The organism is Streptomyces sp. NPDC056128, assembly GCF_042263835.1.
In the GTDB taxonomy this organism is placed as follows: Bacteria; Actinomycetota; Actinomycetes; order Streptomycetales; family Streptomycetaceae; genus Streptomyces.
This window is the reverse complement of the sequence record NZ_JBHJVQ010000022.1, coordinates 45,098-67,179: the sequence shown is the minus strand read 5'-3', so window position 1 is coordinate 67,179 and position 22,082 is coordinate 45,098. Positions and strand designations below refer to the sequence as shown.

At 72.3% G+C, this 22,082-nt stretch carries 22 protein-coding genes; 17 read left to right on the top strand and 5 right to left on the bottom strand.

Features of this window, described 5'->3' with window-relative positions; all coding sequences use genetic code 11:
• The first annotated feature begins 1 nt into the window (after position 1).
• Together ACFC1X_RS29655 and ACFC1X_RS29650 are read left to right on the top strand one after the other, a co-directional pair.
• Complete coding sequence (locus tag ACFC1X_RS29655; protein ID WP_376359199.1) at positions 2–1,333, top strand: ABC transporter ATP-binding protein; 1,332 nt, start codon at positions 2–4, stop codon at positions 1,331–1,333.
• A 68-nt stretch (positions 1,334–1,401) separates the two neighbouring features.
• Positions 1,402–2,061 carry a trimeric intracellular cation channel family protein gene (locus ACFC1X_RS29650; RefSeq protein WP_376359195.1) on the top strand — a complete coding sequence of 220 codons (660 nt, stop codon included), beginning with the start codon at positions 1,402–1,404 and terminating at the stop codon, positions 2,059–2,061.
• Between the two features lie 4 nt (positions 2,062–2,065).
• Here ACFC1X_RS29650 and ACFC1X_RS29645 read toward each other — a convergent pair whose 3' ends face one another.
• The gene (locus tag ACFC1X_RS29645) at positions 2,066–3,286 is read right to left on the bottom strand and encodes an erythromycin esterase family protein (RefSeq protein WP_376359192.1); all 1,221 of its coding nucleotides are present in this window, start codon (positions 3,284–3,286) and stop codon (positions 2,066–2,068) included.
• 58 nt (positions 3,287–3,344) lie between these two features.
• On the opposite strand from ACFC1X_RS29645, the gene ACFC1X_RS29640 reads away from it, so the two are divergent.
• A complete protein-coding gene (locus ACFC1X_RS29640) occupies positions 3,345–4,115 on the top strand; it encodes a TioE family transcriptional regulator (RefSeq protein ID WP_376359189.1) in 771 nt (256 codons plus the stop codon).
• Between the two features lie 90 nt (positions 4,116–4,205).
• Positions 4,206–5,066, top strand: coding sequence for a thioesterase family protein (locus ACFC1X_RS29635; protein ID WP_352154998.1), 861 nt, complete (start codon positions 4,206–4,208; stop codon positions 5,064–5,066).
• A 45-nt stretch (positions 5,067–5,111) separates the two neighbouring features.
• On the opposite strand, the gene ACFC1X_RS29630 is transcribed toward ACFC1X_RS29635, so the two are convergent.
• A complete protein-coding gene (locus ACFC1X_RS29630; protein ID WP_376359185.1) occupies positions 5,112–5,738 on the bottom strand; it encodes a TetR family transcriptional regulator in 627 nt (208 codons plus the stop codon).
• Between the two features lie 105 nt (positions 5,739–5,843).
• Between ACFC1X_RS29630 and ACFC1X_RS29625 the strand changes: the two genes are divergently transcribed.
• The 3 genes from ACFC1X_RS29625 to ACFC1X_RS29615 are packed head-to-tail and all read left to right on the top strand — an operon-like array spanning position 5,844 to position 7,546.
• Positions 5,844–6,011 carry a hypothetical protein gene (locus ACFC1X_RS29625; protein WP_376359182.1) on the top strand — a complete coding sequence of 56 codons (168 nt, stop codon included), beginning with the start codon at positions 5,844–5,846 and terminating at the stop codon, positions 6,009–6,011.
• Between the two features lie 33 nt (positions 6,012–6,044).
• Complete coding sequence (locus tag ACFC1X_RS29620; RefSeq protein ID WP_122617603.1) at positions 6,045–6,320, top strand: DUF4190 domain-containing protein; 276 nt, start codon at positions 6,045–6,047, stop codon at positions 6,318–6,320.
• Between the two features lie 56 nt (positions 6,321–6,376).
• Complete coding sequence (locus ACFC1X_RS29615; RefSeq protein ID WP_122617604.1) at positions 6,377–7,546, top strand: cysteine desulfurase family protein; 1,170 nt, start codon at positions 6,377–6,379, stop codon at positions 7,544–7,546.
• Between the two features lie 18 nt (positions 7,547–7,564).
• On the opposite strand, the gene ACFC1X_RS29610 is transcribed toward ACFC1X_RS29615, so the two are convergent.
• On the bottom strand, positions 7,565–8,293 hold the full coding sequence (locus ACFC1X_RS29610; RefSeq protein WP_376359179.1) for an N-acetylmuramoyl-L-alanine amidase: 729 nt from the start codon (positions 8,291–8,293) through the stop codon (positions 7,565–7,567).
• 61 nt (positions 8,294–8,354) lie between these two features.
• Between ACFC1X_RS29610 and mnmA the strand changes: the two genes are divergently transcribed.
• A complete protein-coding gene (gene mnmA, locus ACFC1X_RS29605; protein WP_376359176.1) occupies positions 8,355–9,485 on the top strand; it encodes a tRNA 2-thiouridine(34) synthase MnmA in 1,131 nt (376 codons plus the stop codon).
• Positions 9,486–9,917: 432 nt separating this feature from the next.
• On the opposite strand, the gene ACFC1X_RS29600 is transcribed toward mnmA, so the two are convergent.
• On the bottom strand, positions 9,918–10,697 hold the full coding sequence (locus ACFC1X_RS29600; protein ID WP_376359173.1) for an alpha/beta fold hydrolase: 780 nt from the start codon (positions 10,695–10,697) through the stop codon (positions 9,918–9,920).
• A gap of 53 nt (positions 10,698–10,750) precedes the next feature.
• Complete coding sequence (locus tag ACFC1X_RS29595; RefSeq protein ID WP_376359170.1) at positions 10,751–11,074, bottom strand: DUF427 domain-containing protein; 324 nt, start codon at positions 11,072–11,074, stop codon at positions 10,751–10,753.
• 90 nt (positions 11,075–11,164) lie between these two features.
• Here ACFC1X_RS29595 and ACFC1X_RS29590 point away from each other — a divergent pair, with 90 nt between their 5' ends.
• From ACFC1X_RS29590 to gatB, 9 genes are all read left to right on the top strand, one after another.
• A complete protein-coding gene (locus ACFC1X_RS29590; RefSeq protein ID WP_376359167.1) occupies positions 11,165–11,704 on the top strand; it encodes a TIGR00730 family Rossman fold protein in 540 nt (179 codons plus the stop codon).
• Positions 11,705–11,722: 18 nt separating this feature from the next.
• Positions 11,723–12,421: an SDR family oxidoreductase gene (locus ACFC1X_RS29585; protein WP_376359164.1), complete on the top strand. Its 699-nt coding sequence runs from the start codon at positions 11,723–11,725 to the stop codon at positions 12,419–12,421.
• 30 nt (positions 12,422–12,451) lie between these two features.
• Positions 12,452–13,459: a methionine synthase gene (locus tag ACFC1X_RS29580; RefSeq protein ID WP_376359162.1), complete on the top strand. Its 1,008-nt coding sequence runs from the start codon at positions 12,452–12,454 to the stop codon at positions 13,457–13,459.
• A 9-nt stretch (positions 13,460–13,468) separates the two neighbouring features.
• Positions 13,469–15,673 (top strand): NAD-dependent DNA ligase LigA, encoded by a 2,205-nt coding sequence (ligA, locus tag ACFC1X_RS29575; protein WP_376359159.1) that lies wholly within the window; start codon positions 13,469–13,471, stop codon positions 15,671–15,673.
• A gap of 257 nt (positions 15,674–15,930) precedes the next feature.
• Positions 15,931–18,168 carry a putative bifunctional diguanylate cyclase/phosphodiesterase gene (locus ACFC1X_RS29570; protein ID WP_376359156.1) on the top strand — a complete coding sequence of 746 codons (2,238 nt, stop codon included), beginning with the start codon at positions 15,931–15,933 and terminating at the stop codon, positions 18,166–18,168.
• A 194-nt stretch (positions 18,169–18,362) separates the two neighbouring features.
• On the top strand, positions 18,363–18,659 hold the full coding sequence (gene gatC, locus ACFC1X_RS29565) for an Asp-tRNA(Asn)/Glu-tRNA(Gln) amidotransferase subunit GatC (RefSeq protein ID WP_070023066.1): 297 nt from the start codon (positions 18,363–18,365) through the stop codon (positions 18,657–18,659).
• A gap of 5 nt (positions 18,660–18,664) precedes the next feature.
• Positions 18,665–20,158 (top strand): Asp-tRNA(Asn)/Glu-tRNA(Gln) amidotransferase subunit GatA, encoded by a 1,494-nt coding sequence (gene gatA / locus ACFC1X_RS29560; protein ID WP_376359153.1) that lies wholly within the window; start codon positions 18,665–18,667, stop codon positions 20,156–20,158.
• Complete coding sequence (locus ACFC1X_RS29555) at positions 20,155–20,394, top strand: hypothetical protein (protein ID WP_055421828.1); 240 nt, start codon at positions 20,155–20,157, stop codon at positions 20,392–20,394. The genes gatA and ACFC1X_RS29555 overlap by 4 nt, the downstream gene beginning before the upstream one ends.
• A 15-nt stretch (positions 20,395–20,409) precedes the next feature.
• A complete protein-coding gene (gatB, locus tag ACFC1X_RS29550; protein ID WP_376359150.1) occupies positions 20,410–21,924 on the top strand; it encodes an Asp-tRNA(Asn)/Glu-tRNA(Gln) amidotransferase subunit GatB in 1,515 nt (504 codons plus the stop codon).
• Positions 21,925–22,082: the final 158 nt, after the last annotated feature.

The following is a 22,082-nucleotide window of genomic DNA, read 5'->3' as shown; positions in this document are numbered from 1 at the left end:
GGTGACCATCCCCGCACAGAGCAGCGGCACCACCCTCACCAAGGACGCCGCCCCCGGCGAGACCCTGCTGAAGGTCACCGGGCTGCAGAAGCACTTCCCGATCAAGAAGGGCCTGCTGCAGCGCCAGGTCGGCGCCGTCCGCGCCGTCGACGGCATCGACTTCGAGGTCCGCTCCGGTGAGACCCTCGGCGTCGTGGGCGAGTCGGGCTGCGGCAAGTCGACCATGGGCCGGCTGATCACCCGGCTGCTCGAACCGACCGCGGGCAAGGTCGAGTTCGAGGGCAAGGACATCACCCACCTCGGGGTCGGCGGGATGCGCCCGCTGCGCCGCGACGTCCAGATGATCTTCCAGGACCCGTACTCCTCGCTGAACCCGCGCCACACCATCGGCACGATCGTCAGCGCCCCCTTCAAGCTCCAGGGCGTCGAGCCCGAGGGCGGGGTCAAGAAGGAGGTCCAGCGGCTGCTGTCGGTGGTCGGCCTCAACCCCGAGCACTACAACCGCTACCCGCACGAGTTCTCCGGCGGCCAGCGCCAGCGCATCGGGATCGCCCGCGCGCTCGCGCTCAACCCGAAGCTGGTCGTGGCCGACGAGCCGGTGTCCGCGCTGGACGTGTCGATCCAGGCACAGGTCGTCAACCTGCTCGACGACCTCCAGACCGAGCTGGGTCTGACGTACGTGATCATCGCGCACGACCTGTCCGTCGTCCGGCACGTCTCGGACCGGATCGCGGTGATGTACCTCGGCAAGATCATGGAGCTGGCCGACCGCGACCTGCTCTACAAGTCGCCGATGCACCCGTACACCAAGGCCCTGATGTCGGCGGTGCCGATCCCGGACCCGGCGCGCCGCGGTGCCAAGAGCGAGCGCATCCTGCTCAAGGGCGACGTGCCCTCGCCGATCGCGCCGCCGAGCGGCTGCCGCTTCCACACCCGGTGCTGGAAGGCGACGCAGATCTGCACCACCACCGAGCCGCCGCTCAAGGAGCTGCGACCCGGCCAGCAGGTGGCCTGCCACCACCCGGAGAACTTCGAGGACCAGGCCCCGCAGGACGTCGTCCTGCTCACGGCCGCCAAGGAGGCGGCGGAGCTGGTGTCGGAGGACGCCCTGGCGGAGTCGGCGGCGACCTCGGCGGCCGTGGCCGCGGAGGTCGAGGCGATCGCCGAGGCCGACGACGCGGCGGCCGACGAGGCCACCGCTACTAAGGCGACCACCACTGAGGCCACCGCCACTGAGGCCACCGCCACTGAGGCGACCGCCACTGAGGCCACCACCTCCGAGGCCACCACCTCCGAGGCCACCGACGAGGAGCCTCCCGCCAAGGAGAAGTGACCCGTCCGCCGACGAGCCCCCGTCCTCATGCGTGAGGCGGGGGCTCGTCGGCGGGTGAGAATGGCCGGGTGTACGAGGAACTCTTCAGCCCCACCGTCCAGCACACGCTCGACCTGATCGGCATCTTCGTCTTCGCCATCTCCGGCGCGCTGCTGGCCGTACGCAAGAACTTCGACGTGTTCGGCATCGCCGTCCTCGCCGAGGTCACCGCACTGGGCGGCGGGCTGTTCCGGGACCTGGTCATCGGGGCGGTGCCGCCCGCCGCGTTCACGGACCTCGGGTACTTCATCACCCCGCTGCTCGCCACGGTGCTGGTCTTCTTCCTCCACCCCCACGTGGAGCGCCTCCAGACCGGCGTGAACATCTTCGACGCGGCCGGGCTCGGCCTGTTCTGCGTCGCCGGCACCACCAAGGCGTACGACTACGGGCTCGGCCTGACCGCCTCCGCCTGCCTGGGCCTGGCCACCGCGGTCGGCGGCGGCGTCCTGCGCGACGTGCTCGCCAACGAGGTGCCCTCACTCCTGCGCTGGGACCGCGACCTGTACGCCGTCCCCGCGATCGTCGGCTCCACGATGGTCGCCCTGTGCATCCGCTACGAGGCCCTCACCCCGTTCACCAGCGCACTCGCGGTCGTCACCGCCTTCGTCCTGCGGCTGCTCGCCCTGCGCTTCCACTGGCGGGCCCCCCGCGCCTGGAACCGGCGGTCGACGGTGATGGAGGGGGAGTGAGCCGTCAGGGCCTCTTCGGCATCTCCCTGTCCGGCATGTCCTTGACGAAGACGACGCCGTCGATCGTGTCCAGGTGCGCGGGGTCGAGCGGGGCGTAGCCGAACCAGGGGGACACCCGGGCCGCGGGCCGCGGGTCGCCGAGAGCGGAGGCCAGCCGTCCGGCGTCCACGACGCAGCGGTCCTCCGGGAGCCCGTACAGGTGGCCTTCGAGGGTGCCGGGCGGGGGAGTGTCCACACCCTGGTGCCGGATCGTGCCGAGGGCCGTTGCCACGAACGCGTACTCCTCGCCGAGCCGGGCGCTCACCAGCGCCCCGGCGCTCCACCACGCCACCGGCCCCTGCCACATGCGCATCGTGCTCTGCTCGCGCTGGAGGTGGGAGTTGTGGGCGTGGACCAGCACCCGGCCGCGCTCCGCGAGCGCGAGGAGGTTGCCGGCCATCATCCGGTCCCGCACGCCGAGCAGCCGGTTCATCCGGGCCGGGGAGGCGTCGGCCATCCAGCGGTGGTAGTCCAGCAGTCCGGTCGCGGTACGCCCGTACAGCCGCGCCCGGTCCCAGTCGTCCCGCGAGGCCGTCGCGAGCAGGTGCGGCGTCTGCTCGTCGAAGAGTGCCACCAGGTCGTCGGCGAGCGCCCGCAACTCACCGGCCTCGGCCGACCGCCCCACGGAACGCGCCGGGTCCGTCATCGCTTCGGGCTCGGTCCACCGGCCGTCGGCGCCGAGCAGGCGGTCGAGCGTCCGCGCGGTGCAGGGGAGCAGGCCGGGGTCGACGCGTGCCGACAGGTGGTCGTGGAGCGCGGTGACGGCCCGCCGGGGGCTCGCGGCGCCGGTGATCTCCAGCGGGCCGTCGAGACCGGCGAAGCGCACCTGCTCGGCCGGGGGCCGGCCGTCGTTGTACGCGCGCATCCAGCGCACGAGTTCACGGTTGGCCTCGGAGGCGCCGAAGCCGTGGCTGAAGCCGTGCTCCATCGCGTCGTCGAGCGTGCCGGTGCCCGAGGTGACGTAGTCGTCCACGACCAGACCGGCCAGGCAGTCGCTCTCGATCGCGAGGGTCCGGTAGCCCTCCTGCTCGACGAGCTGTCGGAAGAGATCGTTGCGCACGTCGAGGAGGGTGTCCTCGCCGTGGGTGGGCTCGCCCAGGGCGAGCACGCGGGGCGGCGCCGGGAGCATGCCCAGGACGGCGGCGGCGTCCGCGGGGAGCGTGATGTCCTTGATGCCAGTAGCCATGCCTTAAACCGTATCGTGTAACTTTCGATTGAGACTTGGCCGCGATACCGTCCGGTGCGTGGCGCACAACCTTCAAAGCAGGGGAAAGCTCAGGCCCGTCGATCTGGCCCGCGGGCACGGTCTGTCCACCCAGGCGGTCAGGAACTACGAGGAAGCCGGCATCCTTCCGGCCGCCGACCGCACGGCCCACGGCTACCGCACCTACACCCCGCTGCACGCGCGGGCGCTGGACGCCTTCCTCGCCCTGCTGCCCGGCCACGGCCACCGGACGGCGGCCTCGGTCATGCGGGCGGTGAACGAGGGCGCGACGGCCGAGGCGTTCCGGCTGATCGACGAGAGCCACGCGCAGTTGCTCGACGACCGGCGGACCCTGGAGGCCGTCGAGGGCGCGCTGCGGGACCTCGGGCCGGGGCCCGCTGTCACCGCCACCGCCACCGCCACCGTCGCGTCCGTGTCCGTGTCCGCGTCCGCGTCCGAGGGCAGGTTCATCGGGCCGCTCGCCCGGGAGCTGGGCATCCGGCCCGCGACCCTGCGCAAGTGGGAGCGTGCCGGGCTGGTGCGCCCGAGCCGCGACCCGCTGACCGGCTACCGGGTCTACGGCGAGGCCGACGTACGGGACGCCAAGCTGGCCCACCAGCTCAGGCGGGGCGGCTACCCGTTGGCACGGATCGCGCCGGTGATCGAGCAGGTGCGGTCGGCCGGCGGGCTGGAGCCCCTGGAGGCCACGCTGCGCGACTGGCACGACCGCCTGTCCGCCCGCGGCCGGGCGCTGCTGGCCGGGGCCGCGGAGCTGGAGGCGTACCTGCGGGCGCGGGAGGAGCGGGCGTGAAGCCGTAGGCATGAAGCTGCAGGCATCAAGCCGCAGGCATGAGGCAGAGAAAAGCTACCGCTTAGTAGTTCCCTGTTGTACCGTGCAGCCATGCCAGAAGCAGCCTCCGCCCCGGCCGTAGCGGCCACCGTCGGCGACAGCGAGTTCGACCGGGACACCCACGTCACCCGGCGCGCCCCCGGCGTCTACGACATCGACCTCTCCGCCGGCTGGACGATCATCAACGCCGTCAACGGCGGCTACCTGCTGGCCGTCCTGGGTCGCGCCCTGGGCGACGCCCTCCCGCACCCGGACCCCTTCACGGTCTCGGCGCACTACCTGACCGCCTCCCACCCGGGCCCCGCGGTCGTGCGCACCGAGACCGTCCGCGCGGGACGCGGCCTCTCCACGGGGCAGGCATCCCTCTTCCAGTACGACGACGAGGGCAACGAGGTCGAGCGCATCCGCGTCCTCGCCTCCTACGGCGACCTCGACACGCTGCCCGACGACGTCCGCACCTCCGCGAAGCCGCCCGCGATCCCGCCGGTCGAGCACTGCTTCGGCCCGGAGGACGGCCCCGCCCCCGTCGACGGCAGCTCCGCCATCGCCGACCGGCTGAAGCTGAAGCTCGACCCCGCCACGCTGGGCTGGGCGCTCGGGCAGCCCTCCGGCCGGGGCGAGATGCGCGCCTGGTTCGGGCTGGCCGACGGCCGTGACGCCGACCCGCTCTCGCTGCTCCTCGCGGTGGACGCGCTGCCCCCGACCGCCTTCGAGATGGGGCTGAAGGGCTGGGTGCCGACGGTCGAGCTGACCGTGCACGTGCGGTGCCGCCCGGCGCCGGGCCCGCTGCGGGTCTCCATCACCACCCGCAACCTCGCCGGTGGCTTCCTGGAGGAGGACGGCGAGGTCTGGGACAGCGCCGACCGCCTGGTCGCCCAGTCCCGGCAGCTGGCCCGGGTCCGGCTCGCCTGACCCGCGCCACGTCGGCCGCCCGGCGCTCTGTGTACCGCGGTTCGGTCAGTCCAGCCAGTGCCGGCGGCCGACGCTGATCAGCCGCAGTTGCCGCGCCGCCGTCTCCGCGGCGCGCCTGCGCTCCTCCTCGGGGGCGTCCAGAGCCTCCAGGAACAGGGAGGCCGTGATCAGCATCTGGTCGACGTAGAGGCCGGCCAGCATCCGAAGGTCCGCTTCGCTCCAGCCCGCCGACTCCGCGTCCTTGGCCAGCTCGGCCTGCACCTCCTCGGCGAACCGGGCCAGTTGCTCCCGTATGGCCTCGCGCACCGGCTGCACGCCGCCGTGCCGCTCACGGGCGATGAACCGGACGTGCGCCGGGTGCGCGGCCACATGCCCGGCGATCAACTCGACCGCGCGAGCGATGCGTTCGTCACTTCCCTCGGCCGGAGACACCGTCCTCCGGATCATCGGATGCAGGCTGCCCAGCGCCTCCTCGACCAGTGCCACCCCCAGGTCCGCCGTGGAGCGGAAGTGCCGGTAGAAGGCGGTCGGAGCGACGCCCACGGCGCGGGTGACCTCGCGCAGACCCAGGCTGCTCAGGCTCTGCTCCTCCAGCAGCCCGAGCGCCGCGTCCAGGAGCGCCTGCCGGGTCTTGCGCTTCTGGGCCTGCCGAACGCCGGGAGTGTGACTCATACCATGCAGTTAACAACTGTTCTCTGGAATTGAAAAGCGGTGCGCCACGCTAGACTGGGTAGTCAGTGAACAACTGTAACCAGAGATTGGGGGGATCCGCGCACCATGATCTTTCTCGTTGTCGCACTGCTGCTCCTCGGTGTGGTGCTGGGCACCGTCGCCCACGCGCCGCTCACCTTCTCGGTCGCCGTCGGCCTGGTCATCGCCGTCTGGCTCGGCGTCTTCGCCATCCGCGAGCGGTACGGCCGCCGACGGAGCACCTCCGCCCACTGACGCACGGACCCGTAGCCCAGTAGGGAGAACCTCATGCAGCTCACCGCACCGGCCAACCGCTCCACCCGCCCCACCGGCATCCGGGACACCGACGGCATGGCCGTCGCCTCCTTCGTCCTCGGCCTGCTCGGCCTGCTCGTGCTCAACGTCTTCCTGGGCCCGATCGCCATCGCCCTGGCCTCCGTCGCCCTGTGGCGCGGCACCGCCCGCCGCGGCCGGGCCCTCCTCGGTCTCGGCCTGGGCGTCGCCGACCTGCTGGTCCTGGTGGCGTTCATGGCCACGGACAACACGATGTCGTGGAGTCTGTGAACCGGCCAACCTTGCCCTGAGGCCGGGCACAAGGGCCCCGTAGAATCGGCCTCACCATGGCTTACCTCGACCACGCCGCGACCACCCCGATGCTTCCCGAGGCGGTCGAGACACTCACCGCGCACCTGGGCGTCACCGGCAACGCCTCCTCGCTCCACGCGTCCGGCCGCCGTGCGCGGCGCACCGTCGAGGAGGCCCGCGAGACCCTCGCCGAGGCGCTCGGCGCCCGCCCCAGCGAGGTGGTGTTCACCTCCGGCGGCACCGAGGCCGACAACCTCGCCGTCAAGGGCCTGTACTGGGCCCGGCGCGACGCCGACCCGGCCCGCACCCGGGTGCTGGCCAGCCCCGTCGAGCACCACGCGGTTCTCGACGCCGTGCACTGGCTGGGCGAGCACGAGGGCGCCCGGGTCGAGTACCTGCCCGTGGACGCCCACGGCCGCGTGCACCCCGACACGCTGCGCGAGGCCGTCGCCCGCAACCCCGACGACGTCGCCCTCGCCACCGTCATGTGGGCCAACAACGAGATCGGCACCATCCTGCCGGTCCGTGAACTCGCCGACGTGGCGGCCGAGTTCGGCGTACCGCTGCACGCCGACGCGGTCCAGGCCGTCGGCCAGCTCCCGGTCGACTTCGCCGCCTCCGGGCTCGCCGCGATGACCGTTTCCGGCCACAAGATCGGCGGCCCCTACGGCATCGGCGCGCTGCTGCTGGGCCGCGAGTACACCCCGGTGCCCGTCCTGCACGGCGGCGGCCAGGAGCGCCACGTCCGCTCCGGCACCCTCGACGTCCCCGCCGTCGCCTCCTTCGCGGTCGCCGGACGCCTCGCCGCCGAGCAGCGCGAGTGGTTCGCCCGCGAGATCGGCGCCCTGCGCGACGACCTGGTCGACGCCGTCCGTACGGCGGTCCCGGACGCGATCCTCGGCGGCGACCCGGCACCGGAGGGGCGCCTGCCGGCCAACGCCCACTTCACCTTCCCGGGCTGCGAGGGCGACTCCCTCCTCCTCCTGCTCGACGCCCAGGGCATCGAGTGCTCCACCGGCTCCGCCTGCACGGCGGGCGTCGCCCAGCCCAGCCATGTCCTGCTGGCCACCGGCACCGATCCCGACCTGGCCCGCGGCACCCTGCGCTTCTCCCTCGGCCACACCTCCACGGAGGCCGACGTCGAGGCGCTCGGCAAGGCGATCGGCCCCGCGGTGGAGCGGGCGCGGGCGGCCGGGCTGACGTAGGCCCGCGACCGGGGCGTCCTACGCGCTTGACCGGGACGGACTGGGTGACGGGGTGCTCGTGGCCGCCCGGCGCACCAGCTTCATGTACCGCTCCCAGTCCCAGTGCGGCCCCGGGTCGGTGTGGTCGGTGCCCGGCACCTCCACGTGGCCGATGATGTGCTCGCGGTCCAGGGGTATGTCGTACCGCGCGCAGATCCCCGCCGTCAGCCGCGCGGAGGCGGCGTACATCGCGTCGGTGAAGTCCTGCGGGCGGTCCACGAAGCCCTCGTGCTCGATGCCGACACTGCGTTCGTTGTAGTCGCGGTTGCCCGCGTGGTACGCCACGTCCAGCTCGCGGATCATCTGGGTGACGCCCCCGTCCTGGCCCACGATGTAGTGCGTGGCAGCCTGGTGCCCCGGGTCCTGGAACGCCTTCACCGCGCTGTCGAAACTGCCCTGCGTCACATGCACGATCACCATGTCGACGCCGAAGTCGTCCGGCCGGTCGGCCCGCCGCCAGTTCGCGTCCGCCGCCGCCACCCAGCGCGCGCCGGAGTAGTCGACCGCGCCCTCCTCGCGGGGCCGCTCGACGCCCGGCACCCGCCACCACAGCCGGGCCAGCTCGTCGCGGGCCAGCACGGCCGTGCCCACGGCCGCCGCGGCACCACCGACGATCAGCGCGCGCCGGCCGATCCGCCGGTCCGCGTCGCCGGACCCGCCCGCGGACCCGTCCGTGGACTCACTCGTTGGTTCGTGCTTCGCCCCCATGCGATCTTCAACGCATACTCGCGCGCTCCGGTTCCCGCCCTCCCCTTACTCTGGAAGGGTTATGACTGACACCCCGCAGCGCACCCGTCCCCTTCGCGTCCTCGCCGCCATGTCGGGCGGGGTCGACTCCGCCGTCGCTGCCGCCCGAGCGGCCGAGGCGGGACACGACGTGACCGGCGTCCACCTCGCGCTCTCCGCGAACCCGCAGTCCTTCCGCACCGGCGCCCGGGGCTGTTGCACCATCGAGGACTCGCGCGACGCCCGCCGCGCCGCGGACGTCATCGGCATCCCGTTCTACGTGTGGGACCTCGCCGACCGCTTCCGCGAGGACGTGGTCGAGGACTTCGTCGCCGAGTACGAGGCCGGCCGCACCCCGAACCCGTGCCTGCGCTGCAACGAGAAGATCAAGTTCGCCGCGCTGCTCGACAAGGCGCTGGCCCTCGGCTTCGACGCCGTCTGCACCGGCCACTACGCCAAGGTGATCCTGCGCGAGGACGGCGTCCGCGAACTGCACCGCGCCTCCGACATGGCCAAGGACCAGAGCTACGTCCTCGGCGTGCTGGACGACCGGCAGCTCGCCCACGCGATGTTCCCGCTCGGCGACACCCTCACCACCAAGGACGAGATCCGCGCGGAGGCCGAGCGCAGGGGGCTGGCGGTGGCCAAGAAGCCCGACTCGCACGACATCTGCTTCATCGCCGACGGCGACACCCAGGGCTTCCTCGCCGACCGCCTCGGCCGCGCCGAGGGCGACATCGTCGACGAGGCCGGCAACCGGCTCGGCACCCACGAGGGCGCCTACGGCTACACCATCGGCCAGCGCAAGGGGCTCCGGATCGGCACCCCGGCCCCCGACGGCAAGCCGCGCTACGTCCTGGACATCTCGCCCGTGGACAACACGGTCACGGTCGGCCCGGCCGCCGCGCTGGATGTCGACGCCCTCCGCGCGATCAAGCCCCGCTGGTGCGGCGCCGCCCCCGTCGGCCCCGGCACCTACACGGCCCAGCTGCGCGCCCACGGCGGCGAGACCGAGGTGCGGGCCGAGCTGATCGACGACGCCCTGGAGGTGTCCTTCGCGGAGCCGGTGCGCGGCGTCGCCCCCGGCCAGGCGATCGTCCTGTACGACGGCACACGCGTGGTCGGCTCGGCGACGATCGCGACCACCACACGCGCGACCGCCGGCGCGGCCTGAACGCGGAGCCCGTCCCGTCCGGGCCGGAGCCGCGCGAAACGACGTGACCTCGGCGCCGGTGAGCACGCTCCGGCGCGTGCGGCCGGGAGGCCTAAGAGGCGTCGGCGTGTCGAGGGTGCCGGGGCGGGGACGCGGGAGTCGACGTGACCGGTCGGCGCCGGTGAGCGGAGCCGGTGCGTGCGGCCGAGAGGCCGAGGAGGGCGCGTCGGTGTGTCGGGGGCGGGGGAGTGGACCCGACTGACCGGCGTCGTTGAGCGGGGTCCGGCGCGCGTGCGGCCGGGAGGCGGGGGAGAGCGTCGACGCGATGGGGCCCCCGCGCGCGAGCGCGGTCGGGCGCGGGGGAGGCGGCGACCGGCGCCGACGCGGCGGACGGGCCTGCTGGACCCGGCGTCCGCGGCATGACCGGACGACGGCCCCTGGGCCCCGCCGGGCTCACTGACCCAGGAACTCCGTCAGTACCGGCGCCAGTACGCCCGGCTCCACCATGTGGGCCTGTCCTGCCACGGTGCCGTAGGTGCCGCGCGGTGCCGCGTCGGCGACCGCTCGGGCCGCCTCGTGCCACCAGGCGTCGCTCGCGCCGCCCGCGAGGGCCAGCAGGGGAGCGGTGATCGAGGCGATCCCGGCCTCCGGGACCCGGCTGTCGCCCATCACCGCGTCGTCGTACGCCAGACTCGGCGCGACCGACTCCATGCCCGCCCACATCGGCGACTGCCGGGCGCCCCGGATCATGTCCTCGCCCAGGCCGGTACGGCGCAGGAACAGCTCCACCGCGTCCCCGCGCCGGTCCTTGCCGAGCGCCTCGGCGAGCCCCTCGGTGTACTCCGCGGCGGACCGCGCCGCGGCGTCGTCCATCGCGTACGGCACCTCGTACACGGCGACCCGGCGCACCGGCAGCCCGCTCGCCGCCGCGCGGAGCGCCAGCGCGCCGCCCGACGACATGCCGTACAGGCACGCCTCGCCGCCCACCGCCTCGATCAGGGCGGCCAGGTCCTCGATCTCGCGCTCCACCGCGTAGGGCGCCGTGTCGCCGCTCCCGCCGCGGCCCCGGCGGTCGTACACGGTGACGTCGAAGCGGTCCGACAGCTCCGCTGCCAGGGGTGCGGTCGTGGCGCCCGTCGACATGGCGCCGCTGACGAGGACCACCGCGGGTCCCCGCCCGGTGCGTTCGTAGGCGATGCGCGTGCCGTCGCGCGAAAGAGTGTTCTTCTCCATGTCTGTGCAGAGTGCCCTAAAGCACGCGATTAATCGCTCAGGACACGGACGGCTCAGGAGACCTCGACGTCGTAGAAGCAGAGGTGGTCCTTGATCTCCGCCACCTCCGTCTTCGGGTCCGGGTACGCCCAGACCAGGTCGGCCGCCTCGGGCAGTGACCAGTAGGACGCGTCGCCCTTGAAGGGGCAGTGCGTCCGCGTGCCGGAGGGCGTCAGCAGGTCGAGCCGTACGTCCTCGGCCGGGATGTAGAAGCGGTCGGGGCAGCCCGTCTCGTGCAGGACCAGCGCCTTGTCGCTCTCCGCCAGGACCTGGCCGCCGTGCACCGCGCGCACGTGCCGGTCGCTCGGCTCCACGGTGATGATGTGTCCCTTGCTCACGATCGTCCTCCTCGGACAGTGGGTTCGGTCACTTCAGCGCGTCCGGAAGCCGGGTTCTTCCCCGCCGGGCGCCGAACGTACCGTTGCCCCATGAACATCTGCGTCTTCCTCTCCGCCGCCGACCTCGACGCGCGCTACACCGGCCCCGCGAAGGAGTTCGCCGAACTCCTCGGCAAGGGCGGCCACACCCTCGTCTGGGGCGGCTCCGACGTCGGCCTGATGAAGGTGGTCGCCGACGGCGTGCAGGGGTCCGGAGGGCGGCTGCTGGGCGTCTCGGTGGACTTCCTGGCCGCCAAGGCGCGCGAGGGCGCCGACGAGATGGTGATCGCGGGGGACCTCGCCGAGCGCAAGCGGCTGCTGCTGGAGAAGGCCGACGCCGTGGTGATCATGGTCGGCGGTACCGGCACCCTCGACGAGGCGACGGAGATCCTGGAGCTGAAGAAGCACGGGCACACCGACAAGCCGGTCGTCCTGCTCAACACGGCCGGCTTCTACGACGGCCTCAAGGAGCAGTTCCGCCGCATGGAGGACGAGGGCTTCCTGCCCCGCCCCCTCACCGAGCTGGTCTTCTTCGCCGAGGAGCCGGTCGGCGCGCTGGCCTACCTGGAGGAGAGCCAGGGCATCGAGTAGGCCGCCGCTGGTGCGAGCATGGCGGGCATGGCTACACATGTGATCACCGGAGCGGGCTCCGGCATCGGCGCGGCCGTCACCCGCCGCCTGCACGAGCGCGGCGACGAAATCGTCCTGCACGCGCGCGACGCGGGCCGCGCCAAGGAACTGGCGGCCGCCTACCCCGGTGCGAAGACGCTGGTCGGCGACCTGGCCGACCCGGAGAAGCTCTCCTGGGCCTTCTCGCACCAGACGCTGCCCGACCGTGTGGACTCGCTGCTGCACATCGCCGGCGTCGTCGACCTCGGACCGGTCGGCGACCTCACCCCGAAGACCTGGCGCCACCAGCTGGCCGTCAACCTGATCGCCCCCGCCGAGCTGACCCGCCTCTTCCTGCCCCAGCTCCGCGTCGCCCAGGGCCAGGTGCTGTTCGTCAACTCCGGTTCCGGCCTCAACGCCCACGCCGGCTGGTCGGCGTACGGCGCCTCCAAGCACGGCCTCAAGGCGCTCGCCGACGCCCTGCGCCAGGAGGAGCACGCGAACGGCGTCCGCGTCACCTCGGTCTACCCGGGCCGCACCGCCAGCCCCATGCAGGCCAAGGTCCACCAGCAGGAGGGCAAGGAGTACGACGCGTCGCAGTGGATCGACCCCGAGTCGGTCGCCACGACCATCCTGACGGCCCTCGACCTCCCGAGGGACGCGGAGATCAACGACCTCACGGTGCGCCCGGGAAGGTGACGGCGAGGGGGTGTTCCGTAGGCTGCTGCGGTGAGCGAAAACAGCCAGTCCAGGTTCGGCCCCGCCACGGGCGTCGGTTCCCTCCCGGGAGACGACGCCCGCGAGGCGGTCAAGGCCGCCACCGGCAGCTTCGAGGACTTCCCCTTCCTCCCCGAACTGCCCGCCCGCGGCCCCGGCGCCGACATGATCGGCCGCACCGCCGGGATGCTCGTCGAGCTGTACGCGCGCGTGGAGCCCAGCGGCTGGCGGCTCGGCGACCGGCCCGGACGGGACACCAAACGGGCCCGCGCCTGGCTCCGGGAGGACCTCGACGCCCTGGAGGAGTTCACGCAGGGCTACCAGGGGCCGCTGAAGGTCCAGGCCGTCGGCCCGTGGACGCTCGCCGCGGCCCTCGAACTCCGGGGCGGTGAGGCGATCCTGTCCGACGCCGGCGCCTGCCGCGACCTCGCCGCCTCGCTCGCCGAGGGCCTGCGCCTGCACCTGGCGGAGGTACGGCGCCGCGTGCCCGGCGCCCGTGTCGTGCTCCAGCTCGACGAACCCTCGCTCACCGCCGTCCTGCGCGGCCAGGTACGCACCGCCAGCGGCTACCGCACCCACCGTGCCGTGGACCGCCAGGTCGTCGAGGCCACCCTGCGCGACGTCGCCGGGGCCCACGGCGGCGACCCCGTCGTGGTCCACTCCTGCGCACCGGACGTCCCCTTCGCCCTGCTGCGCCGGGCGGGCGTCGCGGGCGTCTCCTTCGACTTCTCGCTCCTCACCGAGCGTGACGACGACGCGCTCGGCGAGGCGGTCGAGTCGGGCACCCGGCTCTTCGCCGGTGTCGTGCCCGGCACCGACGGCCCGTTGTCAGACCCTGCCGGTAGCGTCATGGGTGTCAGGACGCTGTGGCGCAGGCTGGGGCTGCGGCCGGAGCTGCTCGCGGAGGCGGTCACCGTCACCCCGTCGTGCGGACTCGCGGGCGCTTCCCCCGCGTACGCCCGCCGGGCCCTCGCCCAGTGCGTCCGGGCGGCGAGATCCCTCGCGGACAACCCAGAGTAACGGGAGGACATGACGGTGGCCGGCGACAAGCAAGCGGAGACGACAAGCGTGCCCGCCGAGGCGCGCGAGAAGCACGCGCAACTCGCTGAGCAGATCGAGGAGCACCGCTTCCGGTACTACGTGAAGGACGCCCCCGTCGTCAGCGACGCGGACTTCGACCGGCTGCTGCGCACCCTGGAGGAGCTGGAGGAGCGCCACCCCGAGCTGCGCACCCCCGAATCCCCGACCCAGAAGGTCGCCGGCTCCTACGAGACCGACTTCACGGCCGTCGCGCACCCCACGCGCATGCTCTCCCTCGACAACACCTTCAACGACGAGGAGCTGGCCGCCTGGACCGAGCGCATCGCCAGGGAGCTGGGCGAGCAGGAGTACCACTTCCTGTGCGAGCTGAAGGTCGACGGACTCGCCGTCAACCTCACCTACGAGCGCGGCCGCCTCGTCCGCGCGGCCACCCGCGGCGACGGCCGGACCGGCGAGGACATCACGCCCAACGTCCGCACCATCGCCGAGATCCCCGAGCGCCTGGGGGGCGACAAGGTCCCCGACCGCGTGGAGATCCGCGGCGAGGTCTACTTCCCGATGGAGAAGTTCCAGGAACTCAACGCCCGGTTGAACGAGGCGGGGGACAAGCCCTTCGCCAACCCCCGCAACGCGGCGGCCGGTTCCCTGCGCCAGAAGGACCCGCGCGTCACCGCCACCCGCCCGCTGCACATGGTGGTCCACGGCATCGGCGTCCTGGAGGGCTACTCGGGCACGACCCGCCTCTCCCAGGCGTACGACCTGCTGAAGACCTGGGGCCTGCCCACCTCCCCGCACAACAGGGTGGTCGACGGCCTGGAGGGCGTACGGGAGTTCATCGCCTACTACGGCGAGAACCGGCACTCCGTGGCCCACGAGATCGACGGAGTCGTCGTCAAGCTCGACGAGATCCGCCTCCAGGGCCGGCTCGGCTCCACCGCCCGCGCCCCCCGCTGGGCCATCGCCTACAAGTACGCGCCCGAGGAGGTCAACACCAAGCTCGTCGACATCAAGGTCGGCGTCGGCCGCACCGGCCGGGTCACGCCCTACGCGCAGGTCGAGCCGGTCACCGTGGCCGGCAGCGAGGTCGAGTTCGCCACGCTGCACAACCAGGAGGTCGTCAAGGCCAAGGGCGTGCTCATCGGCGACACCGTGGTGCTCCGCAAGGCCGGCGACGTCATCCCGGAGATCCTCGGGCCGGTCGCCGACCTCAGGGACGGCAGCGAGCGGGAGTTCGTGATGCCGGCGAAGTGCCCCGAGTGCGGGACGCCGCTGAAGGCGATGAAGGAGGGCGACATCGACCTGCGGTGCCCCAACGCCCGTACGTGCCCGGCCCAGTTGCGTGAGCGTGTCTCCTACCTCGCGGGCCGGGAGTGCCTGGACATCGAGCACTTCGGCGGCGTCGTGGCGGCCGCGCTGACCGGGCCGCTGGAGCCCGCCGAGCCGCCGTTGGTGGACGAGGGGGACCTCTTCGACCTCACCGTCGAGCAACTGCTGCCCATCAAGGCGTACGTCCTCGACCAGGACAGCGGACTGCCCAAGCGCGACCCCAAGACCGGCGAGGAGAAGATCGTCACGGTCTTCGCCAACAAGCAGGGCGAGCCGAAGAAGAACACCCTCGCGCTGCTCCAGCACATCGAGGAGGCCAAGACCACCCGCCCGCTCGCCCGCTTCATCAACGGCCTCTCCATCCGGCACGTCGGGCCCGTCGCCGCGCAGGCCCTGGCCCGCGAGTTCCGCTCGCTCGACCGCATCGAGCAGGCCACCGAGGCGGAGTTGTCGAACACCGACGGCGTCGGCCCGATCATCGCCACCGCCCTCAAGGAGTGGTTCGCCGAGGAGTGGCACCGCGAGATCGTGCGCAAGTGGAAGGCGGCCGGAGTTCCCCTCGAGGACCGGTCGAGCGGCGAGGACGAAGGCCCGCGCCCCCTCGAAGGGCTCACCGTCGTCGTCACCGGCACCCTGGAGAACTTCACCCGCGACGGCGCCAAGGACGCCCTCCAGACCAGGGGCGCCAAGGTGACCGGATCGGTCTCCAAGAAGACGTCGTTCGTCGTGGTCGGTGACAACCCCGGGTCGAAGTACGACAAGGCGATGCAACTGAAGGTGCCGGTTCTGAACGAGGACGGTTTCACCGTCCTGCTCGAACAAGGAGCCGAAGCGGCGGCCGACGTCGCACTTTCGGCTGAGGAATAGCGGTTGAAGGCCACCCGATCGGCGCATATCAGATGCATAAGGGTGGCCGGGTCGCATTCGGGCAACCGTCGACGACCGGTGCCCCTGGAAGCCTTCCGCGGCCTACTGTTGAGGTGTGCACCTGCCGTGCCCAGCCGCGGTCGGTGCATCCCCCTGCCGCGAGGGACAGGGGCAGGGTCTTCCAACGCGGAGCCGTTGATGGTTGTCGGGCGTCGGACCGCGTGGCGTGGGCACCGCAGGCTGTGAGAGGGACGGGAATGGAACCGACCGAGAGCGCCGCCGCGGGCTCACGGCTGCGCCTGCGTCGCATGCTGGACGCGTGGCACGCGGGCCGGTGGGTGGGGCAACGCGCGGGTGGTGCCCCGTATCCCGCGGCGGGCGCCCGCGGGTCGGTGCCGCCGGCCCCGGGCCACGCCCCCGGCCTGTCCGACGCCGAGAGCGAACGGCACCCGTCCTGGCCCGCGTTGCCCGCGGCCATCGTCGCGACCGCCGCCCTCGTGCTGGGCGCCGGGTTCTACCGGGCGTTCACCGGCGGCCACGCCCTCTTCCCGGCCGGCACCGCCGGCTGGTCCCTGGCCGTACTGGCCGGCATCGTCGTCGGCCACCTCGTCATGCTCGGCCGCTCCCGCTGGTGGGGCGGCACCGGCTCCGGCGCCGCCCTCACCCTCGCCGTCCTGCTGCTGTACGGCTGGGTTCCGGCCGGCATGGTCAGCCTCACCGTCGTCGTCCTGGTCGGCATAGCCCGCCGGGGCCGCTGGCGGCAGGGCGTCCTGCACGGCGCGGTGGACATCCTCGGCGTCGCCGCGGGTGCCCTGCTGCTCGGCGTCTGCGGCTCCGTACCGTCGGTGGAGGAGCCCTGGGACCCCAACACCTGGGGCGTGTACGCGGCACCCAAGGTGGTGCTCGTCGCCGCCGCCTATCTCGCCGTCACCCGCGGTCTGTTGTGGTACCTCCAGACGCCCCGCCCCGGTCTGACCACCGTTGCCCGCACCGCCCTGGTCAGGCACGGCCTGGTCGCCGTCGCCCTGCTCGGCATAGCCCCGCTGATCTGCGTCGTCGCCGTCGCCAAGCCGCTGCTGCTGCCGCTGTTCGCCATCCCGCTGATCGCCCTCGACTCCACCCTGTGGATCGCCCGCGCCCGCGCCGAGGAACAGCTCCGCGACCCCCTCACCGGACTGCCCAACCGGCAGTGGCTCCTGGAGCGGACCTGGACCGCGCTGGACGACGCCGAGCGCATCGGCGCCCGCGCCGCCCTGATGCTGATCGACCTCGACCGCTTCCGTTCGGTCAACGACACCCTCGGCCACCTCGCCGGCGACCGGCTGCTGCTCCAGACCGCCGACCGGCTGCGGCAGGCCCTGCCGCGCGGGGCGGAGGCCGCGCGGCTCGGCGGCGACGAGTTCGCCGTCTTACTGCCCGTCGCCGACTCCACCACGTCGGCGACCCGGATCGCCCGGGGACTCGTGGCCGCGCTCAGCTCCCCGATGGATCTGGACGGACTCACCCTCGTCCTGGAGGCCAGCGCCGGCGTCGCCGTCTTCCCCGACCACGCGCTGGACGCCGAAGGACTGCTGCGCCGCGCCGACGTGGCGATGTACCAGGCCAAGCGGGACCGTACGGGCGTGGAGGTCTACGAGTCCAAGCGGGACTCCAACACCCCGGACCGCCTCGGCCTGCTGGGCGACCTGCGCCGGGCCCTGGACGCCCACGAGGTCCAGCTCCACTACCAGCCCAAGGTGCGCTTCGACGGACAGGTCGCCGGCCTGGAGGCCCTGGTCCGGTGGGTGCACCCCGAGCGCGGCAAGGTCCCGCCGGACGAGTTCATAGCGATCGCCGAGTCCTCCGGGCTGATGCCCCACCTCACCGAGTACGTGCTGGAGACGGCGCTCGAACAGGTCGCCCAGTGGCGCTCGCAGGGACTCTTCGTGCCGGTCGCGGTCAACGTCTCCCCGCGCGACGTCCACACCCCCGGCTTCGCGGGCTCGGTGGCCGCCCGGCTGGCCCGGCACGGAGTCCCCGCGGGAGCGCTCCAACTGGAGATCACCGAGCACGTCCTGCTGGAGGACCCGCAGCGTGCCGCCGACACCCTCAACGCTCTGACCGGGCACGGCGTGAAGATGTCCCTGGACGACTTCGGCACCGGCTACTCCTCCCTCGTCCACCTGCGCAGGCTCCCGGTCAGCGAGCTGAAGATCGACCGCTCGTTCGTGGCCCGGCTGGCCGTCGACGCCGAGGACGCGGCCATCGTGCGCTGCACCGTCGACCTCGCCCACTCGCTCGGCCTGCTCGTCGTCGCCGAGGGCGTCGAGGACGACGAGACCTGGGAGGGCCTGCGCGACCTGGGCTGCGACGCCGTACAAGGGTGGCTGGTCGCGGCGGCGATGCCGCCGGAGGAGACGACGGCGTGGCTGCGGGCGCGGGGGTCTCGGGGGTGGCAGCGGCCTGCGCCGGCGTTGCCGGCTGCGGCCGGGGACGACCCGGGGCGGGTCGGATAGGTCCACTTACGGCCGGCGACCGTCTGCGGCTTCGTCGTGGCTGGTCGCGCAGTTCCCCGCGCCCCTGAGCGGTGCTGCCGGGCCGTAGCTCCAGTCCTGAGGGAAACCGTTTAACGCGCACCCGGTCCCGCCCCATAGGATTGGGCCAAACCGACCTGCCCGAAGTACACACACTCACCCCAGAGGAACGCTGCATGCCTGGCATCACGCGCGAGGAGGTCGCCCACCTCGCCCGGCTGGCGCGTCTGGAGCTGAAGCCCGAAGAGCTAGAGCACTTCGCGGGACAGCTCGACGACATCATCGGCGCGGTCGCCCGCGTCAGCGAGGTCGCCGACCAAGACGTACCGCCGACCTCGCACCCGCTCCCGCTGACGAACGTCATGCGGGCGGACGAGGTCCGTCCGTCGCTCACGCCCGAGCAGGCGCTCTCCGGCGCCCCGGCCCAGGAGCAGCAGCGTTTCAAGGTGCCGCAGATCCTGGGGGAGGAGTAACCGCCATGAGCGACATCATCAGGCTCACCGCGGCCGAGATCGCCGCGAAGATCGCCGCCGGCGAGCTGACCGCCGTCCAGGTCACCGAGGCCCACCTGGCCCGCATCGAGGCCGTCGACGAGAAGGTGCACGCCTTCCTGCACGTCGACCGCGAGGGCGCGCTCGCGCAGGCCCGCGAGGTCGACGCCAAGCGCGAGCGCGGCGAGAAGCTCGGCCCGCTGGCCGGCGTGCCGCTCGCGCTGAAGGACATCTTCACCACCGAGGGCATCCCGACCACCGTCGGCTCGAAGATCCTCGAAGGCTGGATCCCGCCGTACGACGCGACCGTCACCAAGCGTCTGAAGGCCGCCGACGTCGTCATCCTCGGCAAGACCAACATGGACGAGTTCGCCATGGGGTCCTCCACGGAGAACAGCGCCTACGGCCCGACCGGCAACCCCTGGGACCTCACCAAGATCCCCGGCGGTTCCGGAGGCGGCTCCTCCGCCGCGCTCGCCGCCTTCCAGGCCCCGCTCGCCATCGGTACCGACACCGGCGGCTCCATCCGCCAGCCCGCGGCCGTCACCGGCACGGTCGGCGTCAAGCCGACCTACGGAGGCGTCTCCCGCTACGGCATGGTGGCCTTCTCCTCCTCCCTCGACCAGGGCGGCCCCTGCGCCCGCACGGTCTTGGACGCGGCCCTGCTGCACGAGGTGATCGCCGGGCACGACCCGATGGACTCCACCTCCGTCGACGCCCCGATCCCCGCGGTCGTCGAGGCCGCCCGCAACGGCAGCGTCGAGGGCATGCGCGTCGGCGTCGTCAAGCAGTTCCGCGGCGAGGGCTACCAGGCCGGCGTCATCCAGCGCTTCGACGAGTCCGTCGAGCTGCTGAAGTCGCTGGGCGCCGAGATCGTCGAGCTGGACTGCCCGTCCTTCGACCTGGCGCTGTCGGCGTACTACCTGATCGCGCCGTCCGAGTGCTCCTCCAACCTCGCTCGCTTCGACGGCCTGCGCTACGGCCTGCGGACCGGCGACGACGGCACGCACTCCGCCGAGGCGGTCACCTCCCTGACCCGCGAGGCCGGCTTCGGCCCCGAGGTCAAGCGCCGCGTCATGCTCGGCACGTACGCCCTGTCGAGCGGGTACTACGACGCCTACTACGGCAGCGCGCAGAAGGTCCGCACCCTCATCACGCGGGACTTCGAGAAGGCGTTCGAGCAGGTCGACGTGATCGTCTCCCCGACGACCCCGACCACCGCCTTCCCGATCGGCGAGCGCGCCGACGACCCGATGGCGATGTACCTGGCCGACCTGTGCACCATCCCCACCAACCTGGCGGGCAACGCGGCCATGTCGCTGCCCTGCGGCCTCGCCCCCGAGGACAACCTGCCGGTGGGTCTGCAGATCATCGCCCCCGCCATGAAGGACGACCGGCTGTACAAGGTCGGCGCCGCCGTAGAGGCCGCCTTCGTGGAACAGTGGGGCCACCCGCTGATCGAGGAGGCACCGTCGCTGTGAGCGCACTGACCAAGGCAAAGGGCTTCAAGAAGTCCCGGTCCGGCCTGTACGTCTCGATGGCCACGTCGGCGTTCGGCGCCGTCGGGGTCTACAAGCAGATCAAGAAGGCCCGTGGTGACAACGACACGCTGCGGCTGCTCGACGCCGTCGTCACGGGCGCCGCGGTCGTCACCAACCTCGCCATCCTCTACCGCGAGCTGAAGCGGCTCGGCGACGACGACGTCCTGCTGGGCTGAGAGGGAAGTTTCACCGTGACCACCACGACCGACCTGGTGTCGTACGAGGACGCGCTGGCGTCGTACGACCCCGTCATGGGCCTCGAGGTCCATGTCGAACTCGGCACCAAGACCAAGATGTTCTGCGGCTGTTCGACCGCGCTCGGTGCCGACCCGAACACCCAGACCTGCCCCGTCTGCCTCGGCATGCCCGGCGCCCTCCCGGTCGTCAACGCGACCGGCGTCGAGTCGGCGATCCGGATCGGTCTCGCGCTGAACTGCGAGATCGCCGAGTGGTGCCGCTTCGCCCGGAAGAACTACTTCTATCCGGACATGCCGAAGAACTTCCAGACCTCCCAGTACGACGAGCCGATCGCCTTCGACGGCTACCTCGACGTGCAGCTGGAGGACGGCGAGACCTTCCGCGTCCAGATCGAGCGCGCCCACATGGAGGAGGACACCGGCAAGTCGACGCACGTCGGTGGCGCGACGGGCCGTATCCACGGCGCCTCGCACTCCCTCCTCGACTACAACCGCGCCGGCATCCCGCTCATCGAGATCGTCACCAAGCCGATCGAGGGAGCGGGCGAGCGCGCCCCCGAGGTCGCCCGGGCCTACGTCCGCGAGCTGCGCGAGCTGATCCGTGCCCTCGGCGTGTCCGAGGCCCGCATGGAGATGGGCCAGATGCGCTGCGACGTCAACCTGTCGCTGCGCCCGCACGGCCGGGAGAAGTTCGGCACCCGCAGCGAGACCAAGAACGTCAACTCGCTGCGTTCCGTCGAGCGCGCGGCCCGCTTCGAGATCCAGCGGCACGCCGCCGTGCTGAACGACGGCGGCACCATCATCCAGGAGACCCGCCACTTCCACGAGGACACGGGGTCCACCACCTCGGGCCGCGTGAAGGAGGAGGCCGAGGACTACCGGTACTTCCCGGAGCCCGACCTGGTGCCGGTGGCCCCGACGCGCGAGTGGGTCGAGGAGATCAGGTCCGGCCTGCCCGAGCTGCCGCTGGTGCGCCGCAACCGGCTCCGCGAGGAGTGGGGCATCTCCGGCAACGACATGCAGTCCATCCTCAACGCCGGAGCACTGGACCCGATCGTCGCCACGATCGACGCCGGTGCCGACGCGACCTCCGCCCGCAAGTGGTGGATGGGCGAGCTGGCCCGCAGCGCCAACGAGTCCGGCAAGACGCTGGACGAGCTGGCGATCACGCCGCAGCAGGTCGCCCGGCTCACCGAGCTGGTCACGAAGGGCGACCTGAACGACAAGCTGGCCCGGCAGGTCATCCTCGGCGTCCTCGCCGGTGAGGGCACGCCGGACGAGGTCGTCGACAAGCGCGGTCTGAAGGTCGTCTCCGACGAGGGCGCGCTGACCGCCGCCGTCGACGACGCCATCGCCGGCAACCCGGGCGTCGCGGACAAGATCCGCGGCGGCAAGGTGGCCGCGGCCGGCGCCCTGGTCGGCGCCGTCATGAAGGCGACCCGGGGCCAGGCGGACGCGGCCCGCGTCAAGGAGCTGATCCTGGAGAAGCTGGGCGTGGCCGAGGGCTGAGCACCGGTACACCGCGAGCCCTGGGGGGACGCGCCGACCACGGCGCGTCCCCCCAGGGCCGTTGTTGTGAATAAGCCCACTAAGTCCGCAAACGATCAATTCCGCCTGCAAGAGTGATTCCGCATTGCTCATGCGTTCTTTGCGGGCCGTTCACGCCA

Excerpts from the sequence above, each read along its gene's own strand:
- ACFC1X_RS29610 (WP_376359179.1), bottom strand. The coding sequence starts at position 8,293 with ATGGGGGCGAAGCACGAACCAACGAGTGAGTCCACGGACGGGTCCGCG.
- ACFC1X_RS29585 (WP_376359164.1), top strand. The coding sequence starts at position 11,723 with ATGGCGGGCATGGCTACACATGTGATCACCGGAGCGGGCTCCGGCATC.
- ACFC1X_RS29645 (WP_376359192.1), bottom strand. The coding sequence starts at position 3,286 with ATGGCTACTGGCATCAAGGACATCACGCTCCCCGCGGACGCCGCCGCC.
- mnmA (WP_376359176.1), top strand. The coding sequence starts at position 8,355 with ATGACTGACACCCCGCAGCGCACCCGTCCCCTTCGCGTCCTCGCCGCC.
- gatA (WP_376359153.1), top strand. The coding sequence starts at position 18,665 with ATGAGCGACATCATCAGGCTCACCGCGGCCGAGATCGCCGCGAAGATC.
- ACFC1X_RS29615 (WP_122617604.1), top strand. The coding sequence starts at position 6,377 with ATGGCTTACCTCGACCACGCCGCGACCACCCCGATGCTTCCCGAGGCG.
- ACFC1X_RS29570 (WP_376359156.1), top strand. The coding sequence starts at position 15,931 with ATGGAACCGACCGAGAGCGCCGCCGCGGGCTCACGGCTGCGCCTGCGT.
- ACFC1X_RS29630 (WP_376359185.1), bottom strand. The coding sequence starts at position 5,738 with ATGAGTCACACTCCCGGCGTTCGGCAGGCCCAGAAGCGCAAGACCCGG.
- ACFC1X_RS29600 (WP_376359173.1), bottom strand. The coding sequence starts at position 10,697 with ATGGAGAAGAACACTCTTTCGCGCGACGGCACGCGCATCGCCTACGAA.
- ACFC1X_RS29620 (WP_122617603.1), top strand. The coding sequence starts at position 6,045 with ATGCAGCTCACCGCACCGGCCAACCGCTCCACCCGCCCCACCGGCATC.
- gatC (WP_070023066.1), top strand. The coding sequence starts at position 18,363 with ATGCCTGGCATCACGCGCGAGGAGGTCGCCCACCTCGCCCGGCTGGCG.
- ACFC1X_RS29590 (WP_376359167.1), top strand. The coding sequence starts at position 11,165 with ATGAACATCTGCGTCTTCCTCTCCGCCGCCGACCTCGACGCGCGCTAC.
- ACFC1X_RS29625 (WP_376359182.1), top strand. The coding sequence starts at position 5,844 with ATGATCTTTCTCGTTGTCGCACTGCTGCTCCTCGGTGTGGTGCTGGGC.
- ligA (WP_376359159.1), top strand. The coding sequence starts at position 13,469 with ATGACGGTGGCCGGCGACAAGCAAGCGGAGACGACAAGCGTGCCCGCC.
- ACFC1X_RS29635 (WP_352154998.1), top strand. The coding sequence starts at position 4,206 with ATGCCAGAAGCAGCCTCCGCCCCGGCCGTAGCGGCCACCGTCGGCGAC.